This window comes from Tolypothrix sp. PCC 7712 (genome assembly GCF_025860405.1).
Classification (GTDB): Bacteria; Cyanobacteriota; Cyanobacteriia; order Cyanobacteriales; family Nostocaceae; genus Aulosira; species Aulosira diplosiphon.
Genome location: NZ_CP063785.1, coordinates 8,858,472 through 8,879,721 on the forward strand (window position 1 = coordinate 8,858,472; position 21,250 = coordinate 8,879,721).

Below are 21,250 nucleotides of genomic sequence, written 5' to 3' on the forward strand. Positions count from 1 at the left end.
TTTGGATCAAGTCATGAGTCATGTAGTTATTATCGGTTGCGGTGTAGTTGGCGCAGCGATCGCCTATGAACTAAGTCAAGTTAAAGGTCTGAGTATCACTGTTTTAGATAGCCAGCCACCCGCACAAGCATCCACTGGCGCTGCACTTGGCGTTTTAATGGGTATCATTAGCCAAAAACTCAAAGGAAAAGCTTGGCAGTTACGACAAACTAGCGTCCAACGCTATGAAACTCTGATTCCCGAATTAGAAGCAATCACAGGGCGAAAAATCCCTTTTAACCGTCAGGGAATCGTCAGCCTTTGCTTAGAAGGGGAAGATTTAGCAGATAAACAAAAATTACTAGAAATTCGCCAATCCCAAGGCTGGAATTTAGAAATTTGGGACAAGGCGAAACTGCAAAATCTCTGTCCGCAGATAGTTAACGAACAAGTTACAGGTGCTGTCTATTCTCCGCAAGACCGCCAACTTGACCCCACAGCTTTAACATTAGCTTTAGTTGCAGCTGCTCAACACAACGGCGTTAGCTGTAAATTTGGCGTGACGGTGTTAAATGCCCAATCTTCACCGCAATTAACACCAAGCGAAAACTCTCCCCAAGTTTGTCACCAGCTAGAAACCACAGCTGGAACAATTACGGCTGACTGGGTTGTTGTTGCTGCTGGGTTGGGTTCCACACCCTTAACATCGCAACTCAATCAAAAAATTGATATTCGTCCTGTGCTAGGACAAGCAATACAAGTTAGTTTAGGGCATCCATTAGGAAATCCTGATTTCCAGCCAGCAATTACGGGGAATGATGTGCATATTGTTCCCGTTGGCGGTGGCGATTATTGGATTGGTGCAACTGTCGAATTTCCTAGCGATCGCAATGAAATTCCCCCCAATCAAGAACTACTCGAATCTGTCAGACAACAAGCGATCGCATTTTGTCCAGAATTAGCCAGCGCAACTATTGTCCGTACTTGGTCAGGTTTACGCCCCCGCCCCGAAGGTCGCCCAGCCCCAATTATCGGTAACTTACCAGGGTTTAGTAATGTCCTCTTAGCCACCGGACATTATCGCAACGGCGTTTTACTCGCACCTGCCACAGCTTATGCAATTCGTGAGATGATTATTCCTAGTAATTCTCAATAAAAACTGATTTTTTTATCATTTTGCTTTGGCATTTCATACCAAGGGTTTTTGCATCAAAAATTGATACTTAGGGATTTCCAAGAAATAAATTATTCCATCTTGTGGGGCGGGCATCTTGCCCGCCACATAAGCTGGGCGGACAAGATGTCCACCCCACAATAAATACTGGGATATTTTTTTATTTGGAAGTCCCTTAGTTATTAGTCATTAAACAACAAATGACTAATGACAAAGCGCAAAGTCTGAGCGGAGGAAACCTCCGCTCAGAACTTTGTAAGAATAACAAATGACAAATTGATTTAATAGGAACCTAGCGTGTCAATATCAGAAAATAAAATCACCGTAAATTCATTAGATTGGTTCTATCGCGAAGCTGCACCAATCGGTAGAACTGACTTAATACCTGTAGTATTACTACACGGTATAGTTTCACAAAGTTACAGTTGGCGCAATATTTTACCAGCTTTAGCCAGCCAAGGAACAAGAGCGATCGCCCCCGATTGGATCGGTTATGGCTTTTCCGCAACTCCCGAAAAAAGAGATTTTGCCTACACTCCAGAAGCTTTTATTACAGCTTTAGCAGGATTTATTCAAGCCTTAGAAATTGAAAAATTTTCTTTAGTTGTCCAGGGTTTTTTAGGTTCTGTGGGATTACAATATGCCTTGCGTCACCCAGAACAAATAGCTAACTTAGCTATTTTAAATGCCCCCATTTCCACTGCTGCCAAATTGCCTTGGAAAATTAAACAAATGGGCTTACCTTTAGCAGGTGAAATGATGACACAAGACCCCCTTTTAGTTGATAGAACCCTAGAAGGAGGGAGTCGTTATCGCATAGGAGATAAAGATTTAGATGTTTATCGCCGTCCATTTTTGAAAAGTTCTGCACCAGGGCGGAGTTTGCTTGCAACTATTCGTAATTCGCAACTAGATTCAGCCATGCAAGAAGTTGAATCTGGTTTTAAACAATGGCAACAACCAATTTTAATTCAATGGGGAATGATTGACCCTTGGTTACCTGTAGAAATAGCACAAAGTTTTGTCGATGCTGTACCCAATGCAGAATTAGTCAAACTAAATAACGTTGGTCATTACCCACAAGAACATTATCACGAAACGATTCTCGAAGACCTTTTGCCCTTCATGCGGCGTGCAGAATCAAAGTAATTGGGGTTTGGGGTTTGGTGTTTGGCGTTGAGTGCTTGGTATTTGTTCCGCTTACTTCTTCCCTCTGTGCTTTTCCCCACTACCCCTAATCCGCAATCCGTTACACTTCTTAATTGATTATGCTCATGAGCAATCAGCCTTCGCATAGGGTTTTACCGTAACCTGATAAAGGGAGTACTTGCGGCCATTCAGGCGATGGCTTTGCCAACACCTTTGGCGATCGCTACTCTACAACAACTTGAGAAAGGCAGGTTATAATTCATGGCTTATTCTTGGTTTAAAGCTTTTCATATTATTGGCTTCGTAGTTTGGTTTGCTGGGTTATTTTACCTAGTGCGTCTTTTTATCTATCACGTTGAAGCGAACCAAGAACCAGAACCAGCACGCACGATACTGAAAAATCAGTATCAAATTATGGAAAAACGCCTCTACAATATCATCACTACCCCAGGAATGTTAGTGACGGTAGCAATGGCAATTGGTTTAATCTCAACTGAACCAGATGTATTAAAAGAGGGTTGGTTACATATCAAACTGTTGTTTGTTACTCTCTTAATTGGCTATCATCATTACTGCTCTCGCCTCATGAAAAAATTAGCAGTAGATGAATGCCGTTGGAATAGTCAACAGTTACGTGCTTTAAATGAAGCGCCTACAGTGATGTTGATGGTGATTGTATTACTGGCTGTGTTCAAAAATAATCTGCCTACTGATATCACCGCTTGGGTTATTTTTGCATCGATTATTTTAATGGCAGTGACTATTCAGCTTTACGCTAAAAAACGCAAACGCGATAAAGAAAAGCTAGAAGCACAAATAGGCCAGGTTGTACAAGAACAAAGCTAATACCGCCCAGCATATAATCCCAATCCCTAATCCCCAATCCCTAATCCCCAATCCCCAATCCCCAATCCCTTTTATCATTGGCAGGTTTAGTTTGTTAGATAAAATAAACTAAACTTGCCAAAATTTATAGGAAGTAAACCCCCGATGAATTATCAGCAATTTTTTCATAATCGTGTGGCAATACTAGCAACCATGCATCAAAAAGAGCAAGCTATTGCCCCTATATTGGAAGAATTAAACATTCAAATTATCGTACCGCAGGATTTTAATACTGATATTTTTGGCACATTTACAAGAGAGATAGAACGCCCAGGAAACCAAATTGCAGCAGCTAGATTAAAAGCAGAAAAAGCACTAGAATTAACAGGTAAAAATTTAGCGATCGCTAGTGAAGGTAGCTTTGCACCTCATCCTTATATACCTTATCTTTACTCTAATCGGGAAATCGTCATTTTATTAGATCAAGAAAAAGACTTAGAAATTATTGGCGAAGAATTATCATTAGAAACTAATTTTAATCATCAGATAGCAGAGAATTTTACCGCAGCCTATGATTTTGCCTTAAAAGTTGGGTTTCCTGAACATGGTTTAGTTGTTAGTTATCAGGAATCACCCAAAGATAGCAATGAGATAATTAAAGGTATTACTACTAAAGAAAAACTTACTGAAGCGGTGAATTGGGCATTAAATAATTCTCCCGATGGAAAAGTGCATCTGGAAACCGATATGCGCGCACTTTATAACCCCACCCGCATGAAAAATATTGCCAAAGCCACCCAGAACTTATTAAACAAGATAAAAAGCCAATGTCCACAATGTTATACGCCTGGATTTGAGATTACAGAACGCATCCAAGGCTTACCCTGTGAAATGTGCGCTACACCCACAAATTTATTGCTTGCAGTTGTTTATCAATGCAAAAAATGTGGTTTCAGCCAAGAAAAATTGTTCCCTGAAGATAGAGAATTTGCCGATCCGGCGCAATGTATGTATTGCAACCCCTAGCTGAGATTTCACCTCATAATTTTACCAATGGAAAGATTAAAGGTCTTGTTCCCTTTCCCCCTTCCCCTTTTTCCCCTTAACCCACAAATATTGGTATATTTCTTCCCCACGATAACAAGAAAAAACCCCCTTGCCATTGACAAACAAGAGGGTAACGGTATGGTGTGAGGAGCAAACTCAATGTTTGCTTAAAACTAGTTTAACAACTATCTAGGGAAATTACATAAACATCGTATGAAAATCATGCGAACTATGTATGAAGATAGGTAAATTTCATGAGTTTTTACTTAATGTACTTTTACTAAATTTCATAGATAAGTAAGTAACAAAATTGGCAGTACTTTTTCTATATAATTCAGGTTTACTTACTTAAATCTAGGCAAAAATTGTGACGCACATCAGATTGTCACCCTCTTGGCAAACAGTACTAGCTGAAGAGTTTGATAAACCATATTTCAGTAAGCTACAAAATTTTTTATTAGCGGAACGCCAATCTTATACTATCTACCCACCAGAAGAGCAGATTTTTTCAGCTTTTGAATTGACACCTTATGAGAACGTGAATGTTTTTTTACTAGGTCAAGATCCTTACCATGACCAAAACCAGGCACATGGATTATGCTTTTCTGTACAACCTGGTATCAAGCCGCCACCATCACTAATTAATATATTTAAAGAACTCAAAGATGATGTAGGGTTTGAAATTCCCAATCATGGGTATTTAGTATCATGGGCGAAACAAGGTATTTTGATGCTAAATGCAGTACTAACAGTCAGGGCGCATACACCAAATTCTCATAAAAATCAGGGTTGGGAAACTTTCACAGATGCAGTAATTAGCAAAGTTAACCAAAAGCTAGATCCGGTTGTGTTTGTGTTGTGGGGAGGATACGCCCAAAAAAAGCTGAAATTAATAGATACAAAGCGACATACAGTGATTCAATCTGCCCACCCTTCACCTCTTTCTGCGCGTAATGGCTTTTTTGGTAGCAAACCTTTTTCAGCTATTAATTCAGCTTTGCGTTCCTTTGGTAAGCCAGAGATTGATTGGCAAATTCCAGATTTATAGATTAGGGTCTAGAGGCTAGAGACTTTTTTTAAGCCCAAACTATACTAATTCAAATAATGTTTGCAACAGATAAATTACCTATAAGGGCACGGCATACACAATCTTTTGGTATATTCAATTATCCTACTGGTGCCGTGCCCCTACTCATCTGTGGCATTCTTTTTTCAAAATGGTATTAGTTGGAAGTCCCTTAGCCGCCTTCGCTAAATTCACCAGTAACTAATAGCCAAATTCTTGAGGGAAAATAGCCCTGCACAGGATTTTTTTGCAATGATTTCGCCAAAATTGCACCTAATAATCCCCTGCGTACTTCTGAATCTGTTACCCCTGATATTGCTTGCGCCCTAGAAAAATTGATAAATGCTGTATCGAAATCATCTTTATTAGCCGCCGCTTTGATAGCGATACGCATTAACCGTGCATATTCTGTACCATAGCTGGGGTTGATCCAAAGTCCATTAGGTATGCATTCTCCTGAGAAGAGATTACCTGCTTTCCCGGTAATTTGGCTGATGCATTTGGGCTTATCCTGGGCAGATACACCTGGTATGTTGATTGCTGTAATAGTAGTCATAGCAATTACTACTCCCAGCAAACCCTGATTAACTACTTGTCTCACTGACGTTTATCGAAGATAGATTTACTATTTTTAATTTTTATTAGTCGTTTTACTGTTATTTTCTAGCTTTTAGAGCGTATTTTTTATTTTCAAGGCAATTTGTCACAAAAAGCAAGTGAATACTTGTCGGTTAAGGGCAAAAGGGGAAAGGAAAAAGGGCAAGAAAAACCTTTAACCCTTACCCTTTCACCTTTTCCCCAAACCAAATTCCGAGTTGAAAATCCTTAACTGAGCAGTATAGGGACAAATGACAGCCCTAACTAGTGAGTCGGTGCGTTGCGCTTGGCGACAACACACCCTAAATCTCAAATAATTAGTCACCTTTAGATACAGTAGGCGGTGAACCAGCTGTGACAATGACTACATTTTCTGGTTTAATTAGCTCCTGAATTACCTCCTGCACATCTGACATTTTGACTGACTCAATGCGCTGAGGATATTCGCGAATTTCTTTTGGTGAAAGTCCAAAGACGGAATTGCTCAAAATTGTAGATACTAAATCGCCGGGATTAGCTAACTCTACAGGGTAGCTGTTGGTAAGAGAACGTTTGGCGGTGTTAAATTCTGCTTCAGTTACGCCTTGTTCGCGTACCTGTTTAAGTAACGCCAAAGTGCTGGCGATCGCTTTGTCAGCATCTTGGGGCGCTGTCTGCATCTGGATAAAGAAGGGGCCCGGATTAATTCCCGCAGTGAAGTAGCTATAAATCCCGTAGGTGAAACCTTGGCGATCGCGCACTTCTGTACCCAAGCGGCTAGATAAGGTATCGCCACCTAAAATTTGATTCAGCACCATTGCTGCGTAAAAACGCGGGTCTTTGCGCGAGATGCTGTTGTAACCAATATAAGTAATGGCTTCGGCTTTGCCGGGAATTGCCTTGTTCAAGCGTGTCAAAGTCGTAGGTAAATCTACTTTGGGTAGATTGAGAGTTGGCGGCTTACCTTTGACTTGCCATTTGCCAAAAGTCTGATTGAGTAAAGCTTTTACTTGAGTGGGGTTAAAATCACCCACGAGTGCGATCGTGGTGGTGTCCGGTCGGTAATGTTCTTGGTAGAAGCGAACCAAATCATCACGAGTAATACTCTTGAAAGTATCAGCTGTGGGAAAGCTGTGGAAGGGATGATTTTTTGGGTAAATTGTTTGCTGGAATACTCTTCTAGCGAGAGTTTGAGGGTCATCAAGTTGCACTTTCAAACTCGTCAGCGCCCGTTGTCTTGTCAGTTCTAACTGGTCGGCGGGGAAGGTAGCATTTTGTACTACATCACCCAAAGTTTGAATTAATACGGGCAGATTTGTTGAGATTCCTTGACCGCTAATAATAACTCCTTCACGACTGGCACTAAAATCTAAATCGGCTCCTCTATCTTCTAAGGTTTTCGCCAAAGCCAGAGCATTTTGAGTTTTTGTGCCATTCATTAAGTTTCTAGCAGTTAAATTCGCTAGTCCAGATTTTTGATTACCATCAAATTCCGTACCAGCATCAATTTGTCCATTGAGATTAATTGTGGGGACACTATGGTCAGGTAACAGCAGCACCCGCAAGCCATTTGCCAAGGTAAACTGTTCTGGTAAAGCTTGTTTGCTGGAACTGGTAGCTGAGGTAGCAGGAGGTAAGTATTTCGCCAGTTCTGCTGGATCTACAGGTTTACCAGGGCTAAAGTTTTCCACAGTACGTCCAGAACCTCCACCAGCAGAGGCTTGTTGACCATCTGGTTGAGTTGGTTCAAAGAAACCAATAGTTTGTTTTGCCGGACTGAGGTAAGTTTTCGCCACTCGTTGCACATCTTGTGGCGTAACTTTAGCGATCGCAGCTAAATACTTTTCAACAAAATGGTAATCTCCGGCAATAGTTTGGTTATATCCCAGTTGGTTGGCTTGACTGGTGATGTCTTGGTTACTGAGAATAAATGAAGCTTGTAGTTGAGTTTTGGCGCGATTTAGTTCTTCAGTAGTAACTGGCTGTTGTTGCAGTTTTGCCAAAGATTGTTGCAATACTTGGTAAATTTTCGTTAACTCTTTACCAGGAGCCGCAGTAGCATTAATTTCATACCATCCCGGTTCGAGCAGTTCGGCGGCGCTACCATTAACTGAACTAGCAAGTCCAGATTCTACTAAAGCCTGATAAAGCCGAGAACTACGTCCACCTGTGAGGATAGCATCCATGACATCAATTGCTGGCACATCAGGATGCTTGATATCTGGTAAAGGATACACAACTTGTAGTAATGCTGTACTTCCAGGTTGTTTCAAAACAATCGGTGCTTTGTTCGCCACTGGAGTATTAGCAGGATTCGCTACCTGCTTTGGTTCTGGTAAACTTGTAGCTTGTTTTGGTCGTGGCGTAACCTTGCCAAAAGTTTCTTTTACAGCCTTAAGCGTCGGTTCTGTGGCAAAATCTCCTGTAATTACCAAGGTGGCATTTTCTGGGCTGTAATATCTTTGGTAATAATTTCGTACCTGATCTACAGTAAATTGCTCCACATCAGCTTTTGTTCCTCCCACAGATAAACCATAAGCACGATTGGGAAATGCAGCTTGCATCACTGCTTTACTCAAACGATAGCTGGGGGAATTTTCATATCCTTGCAACTCGGATATTACTACCCGCTTCTCACTCGTTAGTTGCTCAGGCCCAACTAACGAATTTTCCATGCGATCGGCTTCTAAAGTCAGCAGTGCTTCCAGCTTGTCTCGCTGCACCGTGCCAAAATACACTGTTTCGTCATAGCTAGTATAAGCATTAAACTGACTACCTAAAGCACTAAATAACCGCCCAAACTGCACAGGACGTTCTTTAGTACCTTTAAACATTAAATGCTCTAATTGGTGGGAGATACCATTTTCGCCTTTACCTTCATTGCGAGAGCCGACTTTATACCATACCTGCACGCTGACCACAGGTGCAGTATGCACTTCTTTAGTAAGTACTGTTAAACCATTGTCCAATACAGTTTTTTGCACACCCTGGGAAAGTGCAAGACTGGATACAGGCGTGACAGTTGTGGGTGTTGCTGCATTAGTCAGATTGCCAGAAATCGGCGCAGTACTAAGCAGCAAACTCAGTAATAAACCTATAAGCATGTATGAGCGTAGCTTCATAAACAAGTCAAAATGGAAATTCTTAATTTAACTGAGAGTAAAAATAAATGGTAGCAATCTTGAGATAGGAGTTTGGGGATTGGAGAAAAAAGGCGATCGCGAGAATAATGCTTTTTCTTCCTAGTGTAATGAGCGATCGCTTTTTTCGAGACCTCACCACTAAATCTATGACAGAATAATTTTGTTGTCCTACAAGTAATGCGATCGCCTACGACTTATGATTTCTACCGAGCGCCGCTACACTTTGGATGAATATCACGCCATCGAAGAAAAAGCAGAAGGACGCAGCGAATATCGAGATGGAGAAATTGTAGACATTCCCGGACGAACGCTCAAACACAGCCGCATTGGCCGGAATATCTTAGCTTATCTTACCTTTTTGCTACGAGATACTCAATTTGAGCCAATAAACAGCGATTTGCGGCTGTGGATTCCAGAATATAGACGTGGGGTATATCCAGACGTAATGGTTTTTGATGGTGAACCGCAATTAAATGATGGTCGCTTAAATGAAGTCTTGAATCCTTTGCTGATTGTTGAAGTACTCTCTCCTTCCACCGCAGATTACAACCACCAAAACAAATTCCGTATATATCGCTCAATTGTGAGTTTTAGCGAATATTTATTAGTCGAGCAAGATGAACCATTTGTTGAACTTTATAGTAAGCAAACTCAAGGTTGGTTGCTCAGTGAATTTAAAGGTTTAGAAGTAGCTATTTCCCTAGATTCAGTTGGTCTTAAATTACCAATGTCATAAATTTATCGTGGTGTTACTTTTGAATAAAATGGATTTGCTGGAAAAAGGCGATCGCTGCTAATTTAAAAAGTGGTAATCTCTCAATTCTCGGTTTATGAAAATACGATTATTTCAACAGCAAGATGCTGAACAAATAGCACAATTATTTCACGAAACAGTACGTGAAGTTAATATTGGTGACTATTCAGAAAATCAAGTTCAAGCTTGGGCACCAGATAATATTAATTTTAGAAACTGGGCAACAATCTGTGCAGAAAGATTCACTTACGTTGCTGATGACCGAGGTGTAATTGCAGGTTTTGGCGAATTAGAAACCAACGGACATATAGACTGCTTTTACTGCCATAAAAATTATCAGCGCATGGGTGTGGGTAGTAAAATTTATGCGGCAATTGAAGCCAAAACTTATGAATTAGGAATTAATCGCTTATACGTTGAAGCTAGTATTACTGCCAAACGTTTTTTCTTAAGTATGGGGTTTTCCACCATCGCTGAACAACAGGTAGAACGTCGGGGAGAAATTTTTGTAAATTATGCAATGCAGAAGTTTTTAATTTCTCGCTGATTGATTGGCAATGATATAACGCTAATAGGAGCCTGATGATTCTGTCTTGATAATAAGCAAATTGCTATCATCAAACTGAAGGTTGCTGCAATTTGGTGCTCACTTTATATAAAAATAAAAATATCTGCTGGAAGCGTAAGTTCTCAGTTTGCTAAAATAAAGATTCTGCTAGACTTATTTCATACATAACTTTGTCAAAGCTATAGGACTCATATTTGATTTTTGAAAAAACCTAAGTACACTTTTATTTCTTCTTCCCTGTTCCCCGTTCCCTGTTCCCTGTTCCCTCCCTACGCAAATAATTTCAGGAATCAAAGCGGATTCCTATAGTACAACTGTATATTATTAAATAATTGAACGAACTAGGAAGATTTACTAATGCAGTTAGTCAGTCGGGAGCATATTGAGATCGCTTCTGATGTGCGGAGTGGAAAGCCTCGTATTGTTGGTACCCGCATTGCTGTAGAAGATGTGGCAGTAATGCATTTAAAGTTAGGATATTCCTTAGTAGAGATTGCTGGTAAGTATGACTTGTCACTGGCATCTGTTTATGCAGCAATGGCTTATTACTTCGATCACCGCGAGGAAATTGATCGCCGCACAGACCAAGAAGATGAGTTAGTTGAGGTGATGAAGCAAAATCATCCCTCACGGCTTCAAGACAAACTCAGACAGTTACGAAATGAGTGAACGAATTCGCTTCCATCTTGATGAAAATGTCGATCCGGCTATTGCGCTTGGCTTGCGTCGTTATGGAATAGATGTCACAACAACTAATGATGTAAAATTACGCACTAAAAGCGATGAAGTTCAGTTAGCGTTTATTCAGGAAACACAGCGAGTATTGTTTACCCAAGATACTGATTTTTTAATTATTGCAAGTTCTAGACTCGATCATCCTGGTATTACCTACTGTAGGAAAGGAACTCGTTCAATTGGTGAAATTATTCAAACCTTGGTTTTGATTTATGAAGTAATGACACCTGAAGAGATGGTGGGACATGTCGAGTTTTTGTGAAATAAAAGCAGCACCAAAGTTTTGCGATCGCTGAAGTAAAGTTGTAAGCGATCGCTTATTTTTGGGGATTTAGGCAAGAAAAAAAGGTTTATCTTAACTGTATTACACAATAGATAAGACATTTCATCAAAAACCGGAAAGCAGAAACTTTCCGGTTCTTGAGTATTGATTATTCGTATAGCGTAGCAATTTCAAATAATTGCGATCGCTACTTTGTAACAGCAACTTTCATATCCAAAGTCCGTACCAAAAACGCCCACTTATCTGTTAGTTCGTCAATAGTTTTAGTTGTGGGTTTACCTGCACCATGTCCGGCTTTAGTCTCAATTCTAATGAGTACAGGCGCATTACCAGCTTGAGCAGCTTGCAAAGTCGCCGCAAATTTGAAACTATGAGCAGGAACCACGCGATCGTCATGATCGGCTGTAGTAATCAAGGTTGCTGGGTAAGCTGTCCCTGGTTTAATGTTGTGCAATGGTGAATAGGCATATAGTGCTTTAAATTCTTCTGGGTTATCTGGCGAACCATATTCCGAAGTCCAAGCCCAACCGATGGTAAATTTGTGGAATCGCAACATATCCATTACCCCAACTGCTGCTAAAGCTGCACCAAACAAATCGGGACGCTGAGTCATACAAGCACCCACCAATAAACCGCCATTACTACCACCTGCGATCGCTAGTTTTGCAGATTTGGTATAACCATTGGCGATTAGCCACTCAGCCGCAGCAATAAAGTCATCAAAGACATTTTGCTTTTTAAACTTCATTCCGGCTTCGTGCCATTCTTCACCATACTCCCCACCACCGCGGATATTAGGCATTGCATGGATACCACCCATTTCCATCCAAACCAAAAGGCTTACAGAAAAACTCGGTGTCATTGAGGCATTAAAACCACCATAACCATAAAGATATGTAGGATTATTCCCGTCTAACTTAATGCCTTTTTTATGAGTGATAAACATTGGCACTTTGGTGCCATCTTTGCTTTGATAAAATACTTGTTTAGTTTCGTAATTTTCGGGATTAAAATCTACCTTTGGTTCCCGAAAAACCTCACTTTTACCCGTCACCATATCATAGCGATAGATGGTGCCTGGTGTCGTAAAGCTCGTGAAACTATAAAAAGTTTCGGTATCATAGCGCTTGCCATAAAAGCCATCTACTGAGCCAATTCCTGGTAGTTCTACTTCCCGGACTAATGCACCTTTCAGGTCAAAAATTTTAATTTGGCTGCGCGCATCTTTAAGATAATCAGCAACAAACTGATTATTTAAAATACTGACACCTTCTAAAGTTTCTGCTGACTGGGAAATAATTTCTTGCCAGTTTTCCTTTGCTGGCTTTTCAATATCAATCGCAACAACTCTGCCCCGTGGAGCTTTTAAATTGGTACGAAAATAAAAAACACTATCATCATGCTCAATAAAACTGTAATCTGCCTCAAATTGGTTAATCAGTTCTACAACTGCCGATTTAGGATTAGTTAAATCTTTATAAAAAACTAAATTTTTAGAATCAGTTCCTAACCAAACTGATATGATTAAAAATTTGCCATCTTCTGTAACTCCACCATTAAAACCCCATTCTTTCTGGTCAAGACGTTGATAAATTAACAAATCATCTGATTGTGGAGTACCTAAGCGATGATAATAAAGCTTTTGATAATAGTTGGTATCTGCTAATTTAGTTTTATTATTTGGTTCGTCATAGCGGCTATAAAAAAATCCTTGATTATCATTTGTCCAAGAAACATCAGAAAATTTTATCCATTTCAGATGGTCTGGTAAATCTTTACCTGTTTCAATATCGCGAACTTTCCACTCTTGCCAATCAGAACCAGATGTAGATAAACTGTAAGCTAATAATTGAGCATTGTTACTAATAGATAATCCAGAAAGAGCCACTGTCCCATCTTCGGAAAGTTTGTTGGGGTCAAGTAAAACTTTTGGTTCAGAATCAAGAGTTTTTAGAGTGTAGAGAACGCTTTGATTTTGCAGCCCATCATTTTTGAAATAAAAATAACGTTCGGTAGAATTATCTCCCAGAGATTTGCCTTCTTTAAATGGAATACTGTATCTTTCGTAATTCCATAATTTAGTGAGGCGCTGTCTAATTTTTTCTTTATCAGGAACTTGATTTATATAGGCGGACGTAACTTGATTTTGCGCCTCAATCCAACTTCTGGTTTCTGCCGAGTCGGGATTTTCTAACCAACGGTAAGGATCTGCTACTACAGTACCGTGATAGTTATCAACTTGATTGCTTTTGCGGCTAGGTGGGTAAGTCAGCATTTTTTTTGATGGAACTCGTTGCTGTGCATATTGTTTGAGGAAGTAACTCCTCTGCAAATTTTCCCCATCTGTGAATTTCTCAACTAATACTTGTGGAGAGAACTTGCTGGAAATTTTAGCATTAGCGACAGCAGCAGGTAGCAACCATTGGCAAAATATCATTGTTGCCAAAAAGGTTGCTAAAAGCCGAGTCCATTTGGCTTTTAGCATTGTGAATGATGAATGATGAATATAAATTATTAATCTCAGCGCCAACTTGCCTACAACGCTGGCTCTCCTTGATTTTTGCCAGCCAGTTCACTTCACAAAGGCAACCTCTGCAAGTGACTGGCTCTTCTTGACTGTTGAATTTTGGCCTCCGTAACAGAATATTTGTGTGTCCTTTGCAGAAATACTGGAATCGTTTAGGCAGTAGTATTCAGAATCAGTTTTTCTCCTTTGAGCATCCGTACTGCAGCTTCTAGTAAAGCTTCTTCTAGGTAAGGCTTGGTAAAGTAACCGCTAGCACCTAGTTGGATTGCCATTTGTCTGTGCTTATCTGCACCGCGCGAGGTGAGCATAGCGATGGGGAGGTGGTTGAGGTTGTGATCTTTCTGAATACGAGAGAGCAACTCCAGCCCGTCACAGCGAGGCATTTCAATATCGCAGAATACGATATCACAAGGCAACCCAGAGCGGAGTTTATCCCAAGCTTCTTGACCATCTCTTGCTTGTTCTACGCGGTAACCTGCCTTATTAAAGGTGAGAGAAAGTAATTCTCTTACTGTAATTGAGTCATCAACAATCAGTACTGTTGGATCAATTTTCTCAATTGTGACTTCCGGTAGAGTCGGAGCAGATTTTTGCTGCCAAAGGCCACTACTTTGTTTAGACATCCGTCCTTGGAAGATGTCCATAATTTCTAGCACGTCAGCAATCGGCATAATCCGACCATCCCCTAAGACGGTAGCACCTGCTACACCTAAAGGTTTGGGTGCTGGCCCTTCAAATTGCTTAATTACAATTTCTTGCTCACTCAGTACTAAGTCTATTTGTAAGGCGAGTAGGTTATTTGCTGATCGCACTACGACCACAGAAACCATATCATCATCGCGAGTTCCACCGTAAACACTACCGCGACTGATTTGGCGATTGACGGCTAAAAGCTCTTTCAGTGGACGGAATGGCAATATTGTGTCTCGCCAAGCAATAAATGTTTGGCCATCGGCATTGTGCTGAATACTCTTGACAGGGATATCTAAAGTATCTTCTACTCCGTCCATTGGGAAGGCAATTCTGGCTTTATCAGAAACACAACAAAGGGCTTTACAAATACTCAAGGTAAGTGGTAGACGAATTGTAAAGGTAGTTCCTTTACTGATCACAGAATCAGTGCTAACTGTTCCGCGCACTTCGCTAATTTCCGAGCGTACGATGTCCATTCCCACGCCACGCCCAGAAATCTCATCAGCTTCGTCTTTAATACTAAAGCCAGAGTGAAACAGCAAGTTGTAGATTTCTATGCGCGTGATGGTTTTTGCTTCTTCTGCTGTCAGCATTCCCAACTTCAACGCTTTGGCTTTGATTTTTTCGGTATCTATACCTGCACCATCATCGCCCACAGAGATCACAGTTTGGTTACCTTGGTGGAAAGCGCGAATCTTGATTTCTCCCACAGGATTTTTACCTGCAGCTTGTCGCACCTCTGGGGTTTCAATACCGTGAGCGATCGCATTATTGAGCATATGAGTTAGTGGATCGGTCAGGTGATCCAAAATCATTTTGTCAATTAAGGTATCTCCACCCTCAATCATTAACTCCACTTGCTTACCATATTTAATGGCATTATCCCGTACTCCTCGCCGCAAGCGATCGATAGCTTGGGAGAAAGGCACCATTCGGGCGCGTGTTAATCCCTCTTGGAGTTGAGTTGTGGCTTGTCGAAACTGTCGCGCTACTCTCTCGGTTTCTTCCGTCACAAAGTCAATGTCACTCGCTGACTCACGTACCCTGACGATCATTTCAATCATTTCTTGGGACAGTGTATGGAAAGGCGTAAACCGATCCATTTCCAATTCACTGAAACCCCTGTCAGAATTGGAATCACTTGATGAGGCACCAGATTCTCTATGTTTGCGGGTAGCTAACAAAGAAGCTTCCAAAAGCGATCGCTCGTATAATTCTTGCATCCGCGCGCCAACATCAGATAGCTGTTGTACCTGAATCAACAAGTTATCTAGTGACTGTCGCAGACGTTCGTGATCCTGTTCCAAGGTATTGCGATTAACTACCAGTTCCCCAACTAGATTGCTCATATCATCTAGTTGCTTCACTGGAACTTTCATGGTTTCTTCAAATCTTGCACCCCTACGCGTAGCGGGACGTGCGGCTTTACCTGGGGTTGATTTGATTGATGGTGAATGAGATATTGTTTGATCTGCTTCCGCCAACAATTTTTCTAAGTCACCAAATTCATCTTCTAATTCTGGTGATGTAGCAGCAGTGCTGGCATTATTGTAAGCGGTAGGTGGTTGCGATTGTTGTGGGTAAACAGGTAAAGGTGCTGCTGATGGCTCCTCATTGAGATCCGTATCCAACAATGCTTCCAGAGCAGCAAAATCTTCTTCTGGTAAGGGTGACGCTAATTCCTCTTCTAGTAATGTTTCTAATTCAGCAAATTCATCTTCTGGAGTTGATGGTGGCACATCCAATTCGGCTTCTGCTGCTGTAATTGTTGCCACTTCATCGGTTTGGGTTATGTTCTCCAAAGATGCAGACAAATTATTTGCTGCATCTAATACATCTAATTCAACTATACTGTTTGCGTAGGCGTAGCCCGTCGTAGACATCGCAGCATCAGTGTCTTGGGTATTCGCTGTGTCCTCCAGCTTTGTTTCGGCTTGCAGTATAGTTTCTGTTGTTAATAAATCATCTAGTAAGTTTAATTCTGCGCTATCAGCAACAGTCGTTTCTGCAGTATCCAAAATCTCTGAATTTATTTCAGGCTGTGCTAATTCTGCTACTTCGCCGAAATTCAGTTCTAAATCTGCTGATGTTGCTAGTAAATCATCACCTAAATCTAATGTTGCAAATTCATCATTAGTTGTTTCTGCAGTTTCAACATTTGCCAATAAATCTAGATTATTTTCCGGCTGTGCTAATTCTGCTACTTCGCCAAAGTTCAGTTCTAAATCTGCTGATGTTGCCAGTAAATCATCACCTAAATCTAATGTTGCAAATTCATCATTAGTTGTTTCTGCAGTTTCAACATTTGCCAATAAATCTAGATTATTTTCCGGCTGTGCTAATTCTGCTACTTCGCCGAAGTTCAGTTCTAAATCTGCTGTTGCTAGTAAATCATCACCTAAATCTAATGTTTCAACACCATCATTAGTTGTTTCTGCGGTTTCAACATTTGTAAATAAATCTAGATTTGCTTCCGGCTGTGCTAATTCTGCCGCTTCATTAACATTCAGTTCTAAATCTGCTGATGTTGCCAGTAAATCATCACCTAAATCTAATGCTGCAACACCATCATTAGTTGTTTCTGCAGTTTCAACATTTGCCAATAAATCTAGATTATTTTCCGGCTGTGATAATTCTGCTACTTCGCCGAAGTTCAGTTCTAAATCTGCTGTTGCTAGTAAATCATCACCTAAATCTAATGTTTCAACACCATCATTAGTTGTTTCTGCGGTTTCAACATTTGTAAATAAATCTAGATTTGCTTCCGGCTGTGCTAATTCTGCCGCTTCATTAACATTCAGTTCTAAATCTGCTGATGTTGCCAGTAAATCATCACCTAAATCTAATGCTGCAACACCATCATTAGTTGTTTCTGCAGTTTCAACATTTGCCAATAAATCTAGATTATTTTCCGGCTGTGATAATTCTGCCGCTTCATTAAAATTCAGTTCTAAATCTGCTGTTGCTAGTAAATCATCACCTAAATCTAATGTTTCAACACCATCATTAGTTGTTTCTGCAGTTTCAACATTTGCCAATAAATCTAGATTATTTTCCGGCTGTGCTAATTCTGCTACTTCGCCAAAATTCAGTTCTAAATCTGCTGATGTTGCCAGTAAATCATCACCTAAATCTAATGCTGCAACACCATCATTAGTTGTTTCTGCAGTTTCAACATTTGCCAATAAATCTAGATTATTTTCCGGCTGTGCTAATTCTGCCGCTTCATTAAAATTCAGTTCTAAATCTGCTGTTGCTAGTAAATCATCACCTAAATCTAATGTTGCAAACTCATCATTAGTTGTTTCTGCAGTTTCAACATTTGCCAATAAATCTAGATTATTTTCCGGCTGTGCTAATTCTGCTACTTCGCCAAAATTCAGTTCTAAATCTGCTGATGTTGCCAGTAAATCATCACCTAAATCTAATGCTGCAACACCATCATTAGTTGTTTCTGCAGTTTCAACATTTGCCAATAAATCTAGATTTATTTCAGGCTGTGCTAATTCTGCTACTTCGCCAAAGTTCAGTTCTAAATCTGCTGATGTTGCTAGTAAATCATCACCTAAATCTAATGTTGCAAACTCATCATTAGTTGTTTCTGCAGTTTCAACATTTGCCAATAAATCTAGATTTGCTTCCGGTTGTGATAATTCTGCTACTTCGCCGAAGTTCAGTTCTAAATCTGCTGATGTTGCTAGTAACTCATCACCTAAATCTAATGTTGTAACAGCATCATTAGTTGTTTCTCCAATTTCAACATTTGCCAATAAATCTAGATTTGCTTCCGGTTGTGATAATTCTGCTACTTCGTCGAAGTTCAGTTCTAAATCTGCTGATGTTGCTAGTAACTCATCACCTAAATCTAAGTCTAACGCCGAAACATCTTCATTAGTGGTTTCTGCGATTTCGACATTTGATAATAAATCGAGGTTTTGTGGACGTTGTTGTACTTCTGTGGATTCGTTGAAATCCAAGCCTAAATTATCTGCTGTTGATAATAAATCGAGGTTGTGTGGACGCTGTTGTACCTCTGTGGATTCGTTGAAATCCAATTTTAAATCATCTGCTGTTGTTAGTAAGTCATCGCCTAAATCTAATTCGGGAGTCTCAGAAATCCTGATTGCTAAAGGATCAAGCTGAATATACGTTGATTGAGAGGTGTTGATATTCTCAAATAACAATTGTGGATTATCACTGCTATTGTCGTTGATGACATTAAACAAATCATTATCTGCAGAACTACTAAATGTATTATCTATTGATGGCTGATTGGTAAATTCTGGGGTGAAATCTAATTCGGGAGGTAATGTAGTTGATGGGAGTGAAGAGTGTAGGCTCAGTCCTTCATAGATATCGCTTTCCTCTGGTATCAAGCTGCGAATTTCTGTCACAGGTAATTCGTTAGCATCAGTAGAAGAAATAGCTGTGTTGTCTGATGTCAAATCTGCAAATAAATCATCTCCAGTATCAGCTTCAAACATCAGATCGATTTGCTCATCATCTGACTGAAAAGTCAGATTAAAATCTTCTACGTCAAAAAGAGGTACTGAGGATTGAGCTAACTGGCTATCATCCAAAAAGTCATGAGATGCTGTAAACAAACTCTCCTCTAATGCTTTGGCGACATCTTGCTCAACCCGAGAACCCAATTCTAGCTGCGGTTCTGCGCCAGATTCCTCATTCCAGAAGTTGCTTAAATCTTCTGCAGAAAGATCGTAATCTCTGGCTACTGTTGCTTGCGGATCGAATAAATCGTCAACTGTTGATTCGCTAGTAGAAAGTAGAGAGTTTTCTCCCAAGTCAGTAAATGGATTATCCAAAGATAAGCTTTCTGGCTGTGGGAAGTTAATTGGAGAAATTTCTTCTAGCAGACTTTCATTTGCAGTTTCTGAGAATAAGTCATCAAAACTCGCTTCTGGTTGATTTAATTCGCCTAGCGACAGTAGATTGTTATCATCTAGCTCTAGACCTAATAAATCTTGTACTACATCCTGTGGGGCAATATCGCCAGGATATTCTTGCAGAATTTTTGTAAATTCTCTGAGACTTTCATTAGTAGATGAGTTTAAATTGATATCGTTTTGAGAGCTATTGCTGATATCAGAGTTTCTCGCTGATGTTTGTGCAGGTTGCTGTGTAGGAGTTTCTTTGTCTAAGAAGTTTTCACCGAATAATAGACTGAAATCTTCTGTTTGAATAATAGTTTGTTTAGACTCATCAACACTCGTAGGTTCATCAAAAGACAGTAAGTCAGCTAAATCGCTATCAGCATCTTCAGTATTACTAGTACTGATCTCAATGCCCAATTTGTTGGCAGCATTAATGTCTAATATTTCTTCTTGTTGCCAAGTTTCATCTAGTTCGGGAGCTTCACCTTCAAATAAATCAGCAAGTGTATTTAACTCAGCAATTCCAACTTCTGGCCCTTTGGGGTCAAGATTATGATTGGTTAGTACTGTTTCATCTTCATTATTTGGCAACAAGTTAAATAACTCAGAAGTCTCAGGCTTATAATTTTCTTTATTGGTAAAAATATTTTTCTCTTGTTGAACTGCTGCTGTTAGATCAGGTAAGCTAGCTATATTGTTATTAGTTGTATTAACAAAATTATCCAGCCTTGGAGCAGCTAACTCATTAGCGATCGCTTCAGTATTAGCTTTAGCAAATGGAGTTGTCCCAGTTGCAGATTCATCTGGTAAATCGGTAGAGATTTCAAATAACTCAACTTCAGGGAAACTCAAGATAACTTCTAGTTGCTGGCTAATGACAATCTCAGATTCTTTACCTTTAAGAACTAATTCCTGAGCTTTTTTTATTTCTGTAATGACAATTTTTGCCAGAGTTAGATAACTATTATCTGGATTGGCGATCGCATTTTCTGCAGCTTCGCATAACTTACACCAGTTGGGCAAATTAAATGTTTCACCCAATATGACTAATTGGTGACAAGTTTGCTGGAGATTTTGCCGACTTTCCTGGGTTGTCCCTTGTTTAAATAGCTGCAACATTTCTCGTAGCGTTTGCAGCACTTGCGCTTGAAACTCACCCCAATTATCATTTGCTTTAGTAACAACTGGCGTAGGCTTTTGGAGTGGTGATTCTTCTTCCGGGACAGGGAAATCCCGTTGCATGAAAATTTCTGTCAGTGTGTGGGAGTTATCAGCAAAAGCTGGCTGCATTGCTGGTGCAACGCGACTGTCTACACCACCGCTTGCTTGTTGTACAAGTAGTTCCAAATGCTCGTTCAGCCATTGAAAGACTGGCTCAGTTTCTGACATCAATGTATTAGCTGTCTCTTCTGACAAACCAAATGGCCCGCTCAAATTCTCAAGCAGCGCTTTGAGTGTATCAGAAACCCCGAGAAATAAGGACTCTAACTTTTGGTCAACCTGAATCGGATTTTCTTTGAGAACCTTGAAACAATCTTCTAGGCGGTGAGATGTATGCTGGATGCTACTCAAACCAAGCATCGCCGCTCCTCCTTTAATGGAGTGAGCCGCCCGGAAGACTTCGTTGATCATTTCTGGATCGTTCAGGGTACTCTGAAGATTTAACAACCCCTGCTCAATGGTATTCAGGTGGTCTCTTGCTTCTTCAATAAAGTAACCTAAAATGCGCTGTTGTTGTTCCGGCAGCATAGGACATGATGAAGGATAAAGGATGAAAGAAAAAGATGAAAGATCAAGGTTAAAGGTTAAAGGGACTGAAGCATGAGTAATAGTTCATAC

Annotated in this window: 13 protein-coding genes; 9 read left to right on the forward strand and 4 right to left on the reverse strand. The window is 40.2% G+C overall.

Going from position 1 to position 21,250, the window contains the following annotated elements:
- The first annotated feature begins 13 nt into the window (after positions 1-13).
- The 5 genes from HGR01_RS36135 (at position 14) to ung (ending at position 5,222) form a co-directional block, all read left to right on the forward strand.
- Complete coding sequence (locus tag HGR01_RS36135) at positions 14-1,135, forward strand: NAD(P)/FAD-dependent oxidoreductase (protein ID WP_045867624.1); 1,122 nt, start codon at positions 14-16, stop codon at positions 1,133-1,135.
- A gap of 315 nt (positions 1,136-1,450) precedes the next feature.
- On the forward strand, positions 1,451-2,302 hold the full coding sequence (locus HGR01_RS36140) for an alpha/beta fold hydrolase (protein WP_045867625.1): 852 nt from the start codon (positions 1,451-1,453) through the stop codon (positions 2,300-2,302).
- A 261-nt stretch (positions 2,303-2,563) separates the two neighbouring features.
- The gene (gene hemJ / locus HGR01_RS36145) at positions 2,564-3,148 is read left to right on the forward strand and encodes a protoporphyrinogen oxidase HemJ (protein ID WP_045867626.1); all 585 of its coding nucleotides are present in this window, start codon (positions 2,564-2,566) and stop codon (positions 3,146-3,148) included.
- A gap of 144 nt (positions 3,149-3,292) precedes the next feature.
- Positions 3,293-4,153 (forward strand): DUF6671 family protein, encoded by an 861-nt coding sequence (locus tag HGR01_RS36150; protein ID WP_045867627.1) that lies wholly within the window; start codon positions 3,293-3,295, stop codon positions 4,151-4,153.
- 388 nt (positions 4,154-4,541) lie between these two features.
- Positions 4,542-5,222, forward strand: coding sequence for a uracil-DNA glycosylase (gene ung / locus HGR01_RS36155; RefSeq protein ID WP_045867628.1), 681 nt, complete (start codon positions 4,542-4,544; stop codon positions 5,220-5,222).
- Between the two features lie 190 nt (positions 5,223-5,412).
- Here the strand turns inward: ung and HGR01_RS36160 are convergent, their stop codons facing one another.
- Complete coding sequence (locus HGR01_RS36160) at positions 5,413-5,841, reverse strand: hypothetical protein (protein WP_168160925.1); 429 nt, start codon at positions 5,839-5,841, stop codon at positions 5,413-5,415.
- Positions 5,842-6,154: 313 nt separating this feature from the next.
- Positions 6,155-8,938, reverse strand: coding sequence for a M16 family metallopeptidase (locus HGR01_RS36165; protein ID WP_081583870.1), 2,784 nt, complete (start codon positions 8,936-8,938; stop codon positions 6,155-6,157).
- Between the two features lie 217 nt (positions 8,939-9,155).
- Here HGR01_RS36165 and HGR01_RS36170 point away from each other — a divergent pair, with 217 nt between their 5' ends.
- The 4 genes from HGR01_RS36170 (at position 9,156) to HGR01_RS36185 (ending at position 11,278) form a co-directional block, all read left to right on the forward strand.
- Complete coding sequence (locus tag HGR01_RS36170) at positions 9,156-9,695, forward strand: Uma2 family endonuclease (RefSeq protein ID WP_045867631.1); 540 nt, start codon at positions 9,156-9,158, stop codon at positions 9,693-9,695.
- Positions 9,696-9,789: 94 nt separating this feature from the next.
- Positions 9,790-10,260, forward strand: a complete 471-nt coding sequence (locus HGR01_RS36175; protein WP_045867632.1) for a GNAT family N-acetyltransferase — start codon at positions 9,790-9,792, stop codon at positions 10,258-10,260.
- Positions 10,261-10,638: 378 nt separating this feature from the next.
- Entirely contained in the window at positions 10,639-10,950 is a 312-nt protein-coding gene (locus tag HGR01_RS36180; RefSeq protein ID WP_045867633.1) for a DUF433 domain-containing protein, read from the forward strand.
- Complete coding sequence (locus HGR01_RS36185) at positions 10,943-11,278, forward strand: DUF5615 family PIN-like protein (protein WP_045867634.1); 336 nt, start codon at positions 10,943-10,945, stop codon at positions 11,276-11,278. The genes HGR01_RS36180 and HGR01_RS36185 overlap by 8 nt, the downstream gene beginning before the upstream one ends.
- A gap of 208 nt (positions 11,279-11,486) precedes the next feature.
- Here HGR01_RS36185 and HGR01_RS36190 read toward each other — a convergent pair whose 3' ends face one another.
- Entirely contained in the window at positions 11,487-13,574 is a 2,088-nt protein-coding gene (locus tag HGR01_RS36190; RefSeq protein ID WP_045868792.1) for a prolyl oligopeptidase family serine peptidase, read from the reverse strand.
- Positions 13,575-13,978: 404 nt separating this feature from the next.
- Positions 13,979-21,160 (reverse strand): response regulator, encoded by a 7,182-nt coding sequence (locus HGR01_RS36195; protein WP_045867635.1) that lies wholly within the window; start codon positions 21,158-21,160, stop codon positions 13,979-13,981.
- Positions 21,161-21,250: the final 90 nt, after the last annotated feature.

Coding starts and splice junctions, on each gene's coding strand:
- HGR01_RS36135 (WP_045867624.1), top strand. CDS start 14: ATGAGTCATGTAGTTATTATCGGTTGCGGTGTAGTTGGCGCAGCGATC.
- hemJ (WP_045867626.1), top strand. CDS start 2,564: ATGGCTTATTCTTGGTTTAAAGCTTTTCATATTATTGGCTTCGTAGTT.
- HGR01_RS36150 (WP_045867627.1), top strand. CDS start 3,293: ATGAATTATCAGCAATTTTTTCATAATCGTGTGGCAATACTAGCAACC.
- HGR01_RS36165 (WP_081583870.1), bottom strand. CDS start 8,938: ATGAAGCTACGCTCATACATGCTTATAGGTTTATTACTGAGTTTGCTG.
- HGR01_RS36170 (WP_045867631.1), top strand. CDS start 9,156: ATGATTTCTACCGAGCGCCGCTACACTTTGGATGAATATCACGCCATC.
- HGR01_RS36175 (WP_045867632.1), top strand. CDS start 9,790: ATGAAAATACGATTATTTCAACAGCAAGATGCTGAACAAATAGCACAA.
- HGR01_RS36180 (WP_045867633.1), top strand. CDS start 10,639: ATGCAGTTAGTCAGTCGGGAGCATATTGAGATCGCTTCTGATGTGCGG.
- HGR01_RS36185 (WP_045867634.1), top strand. CDS start 10,943: ATGAGTGAACGAATTCGCTTCCATCTTGATGAAAATGTCGATCCGGCT.
- HGR01_RS36190 (WP_045868792.1), bottom strand. CDS start 13,574: ATGCTGACTTACCCACCTAGCCGCAAAAGCAATCAAGTTGATAACTAT.
- HGR01_RS36195 (WP_045867635.1), bottom strand. CDS start 21,160: ATGCTGCCGGAACAACAACAGCGCATTTTAGGTTACTTTATTGAAGAA.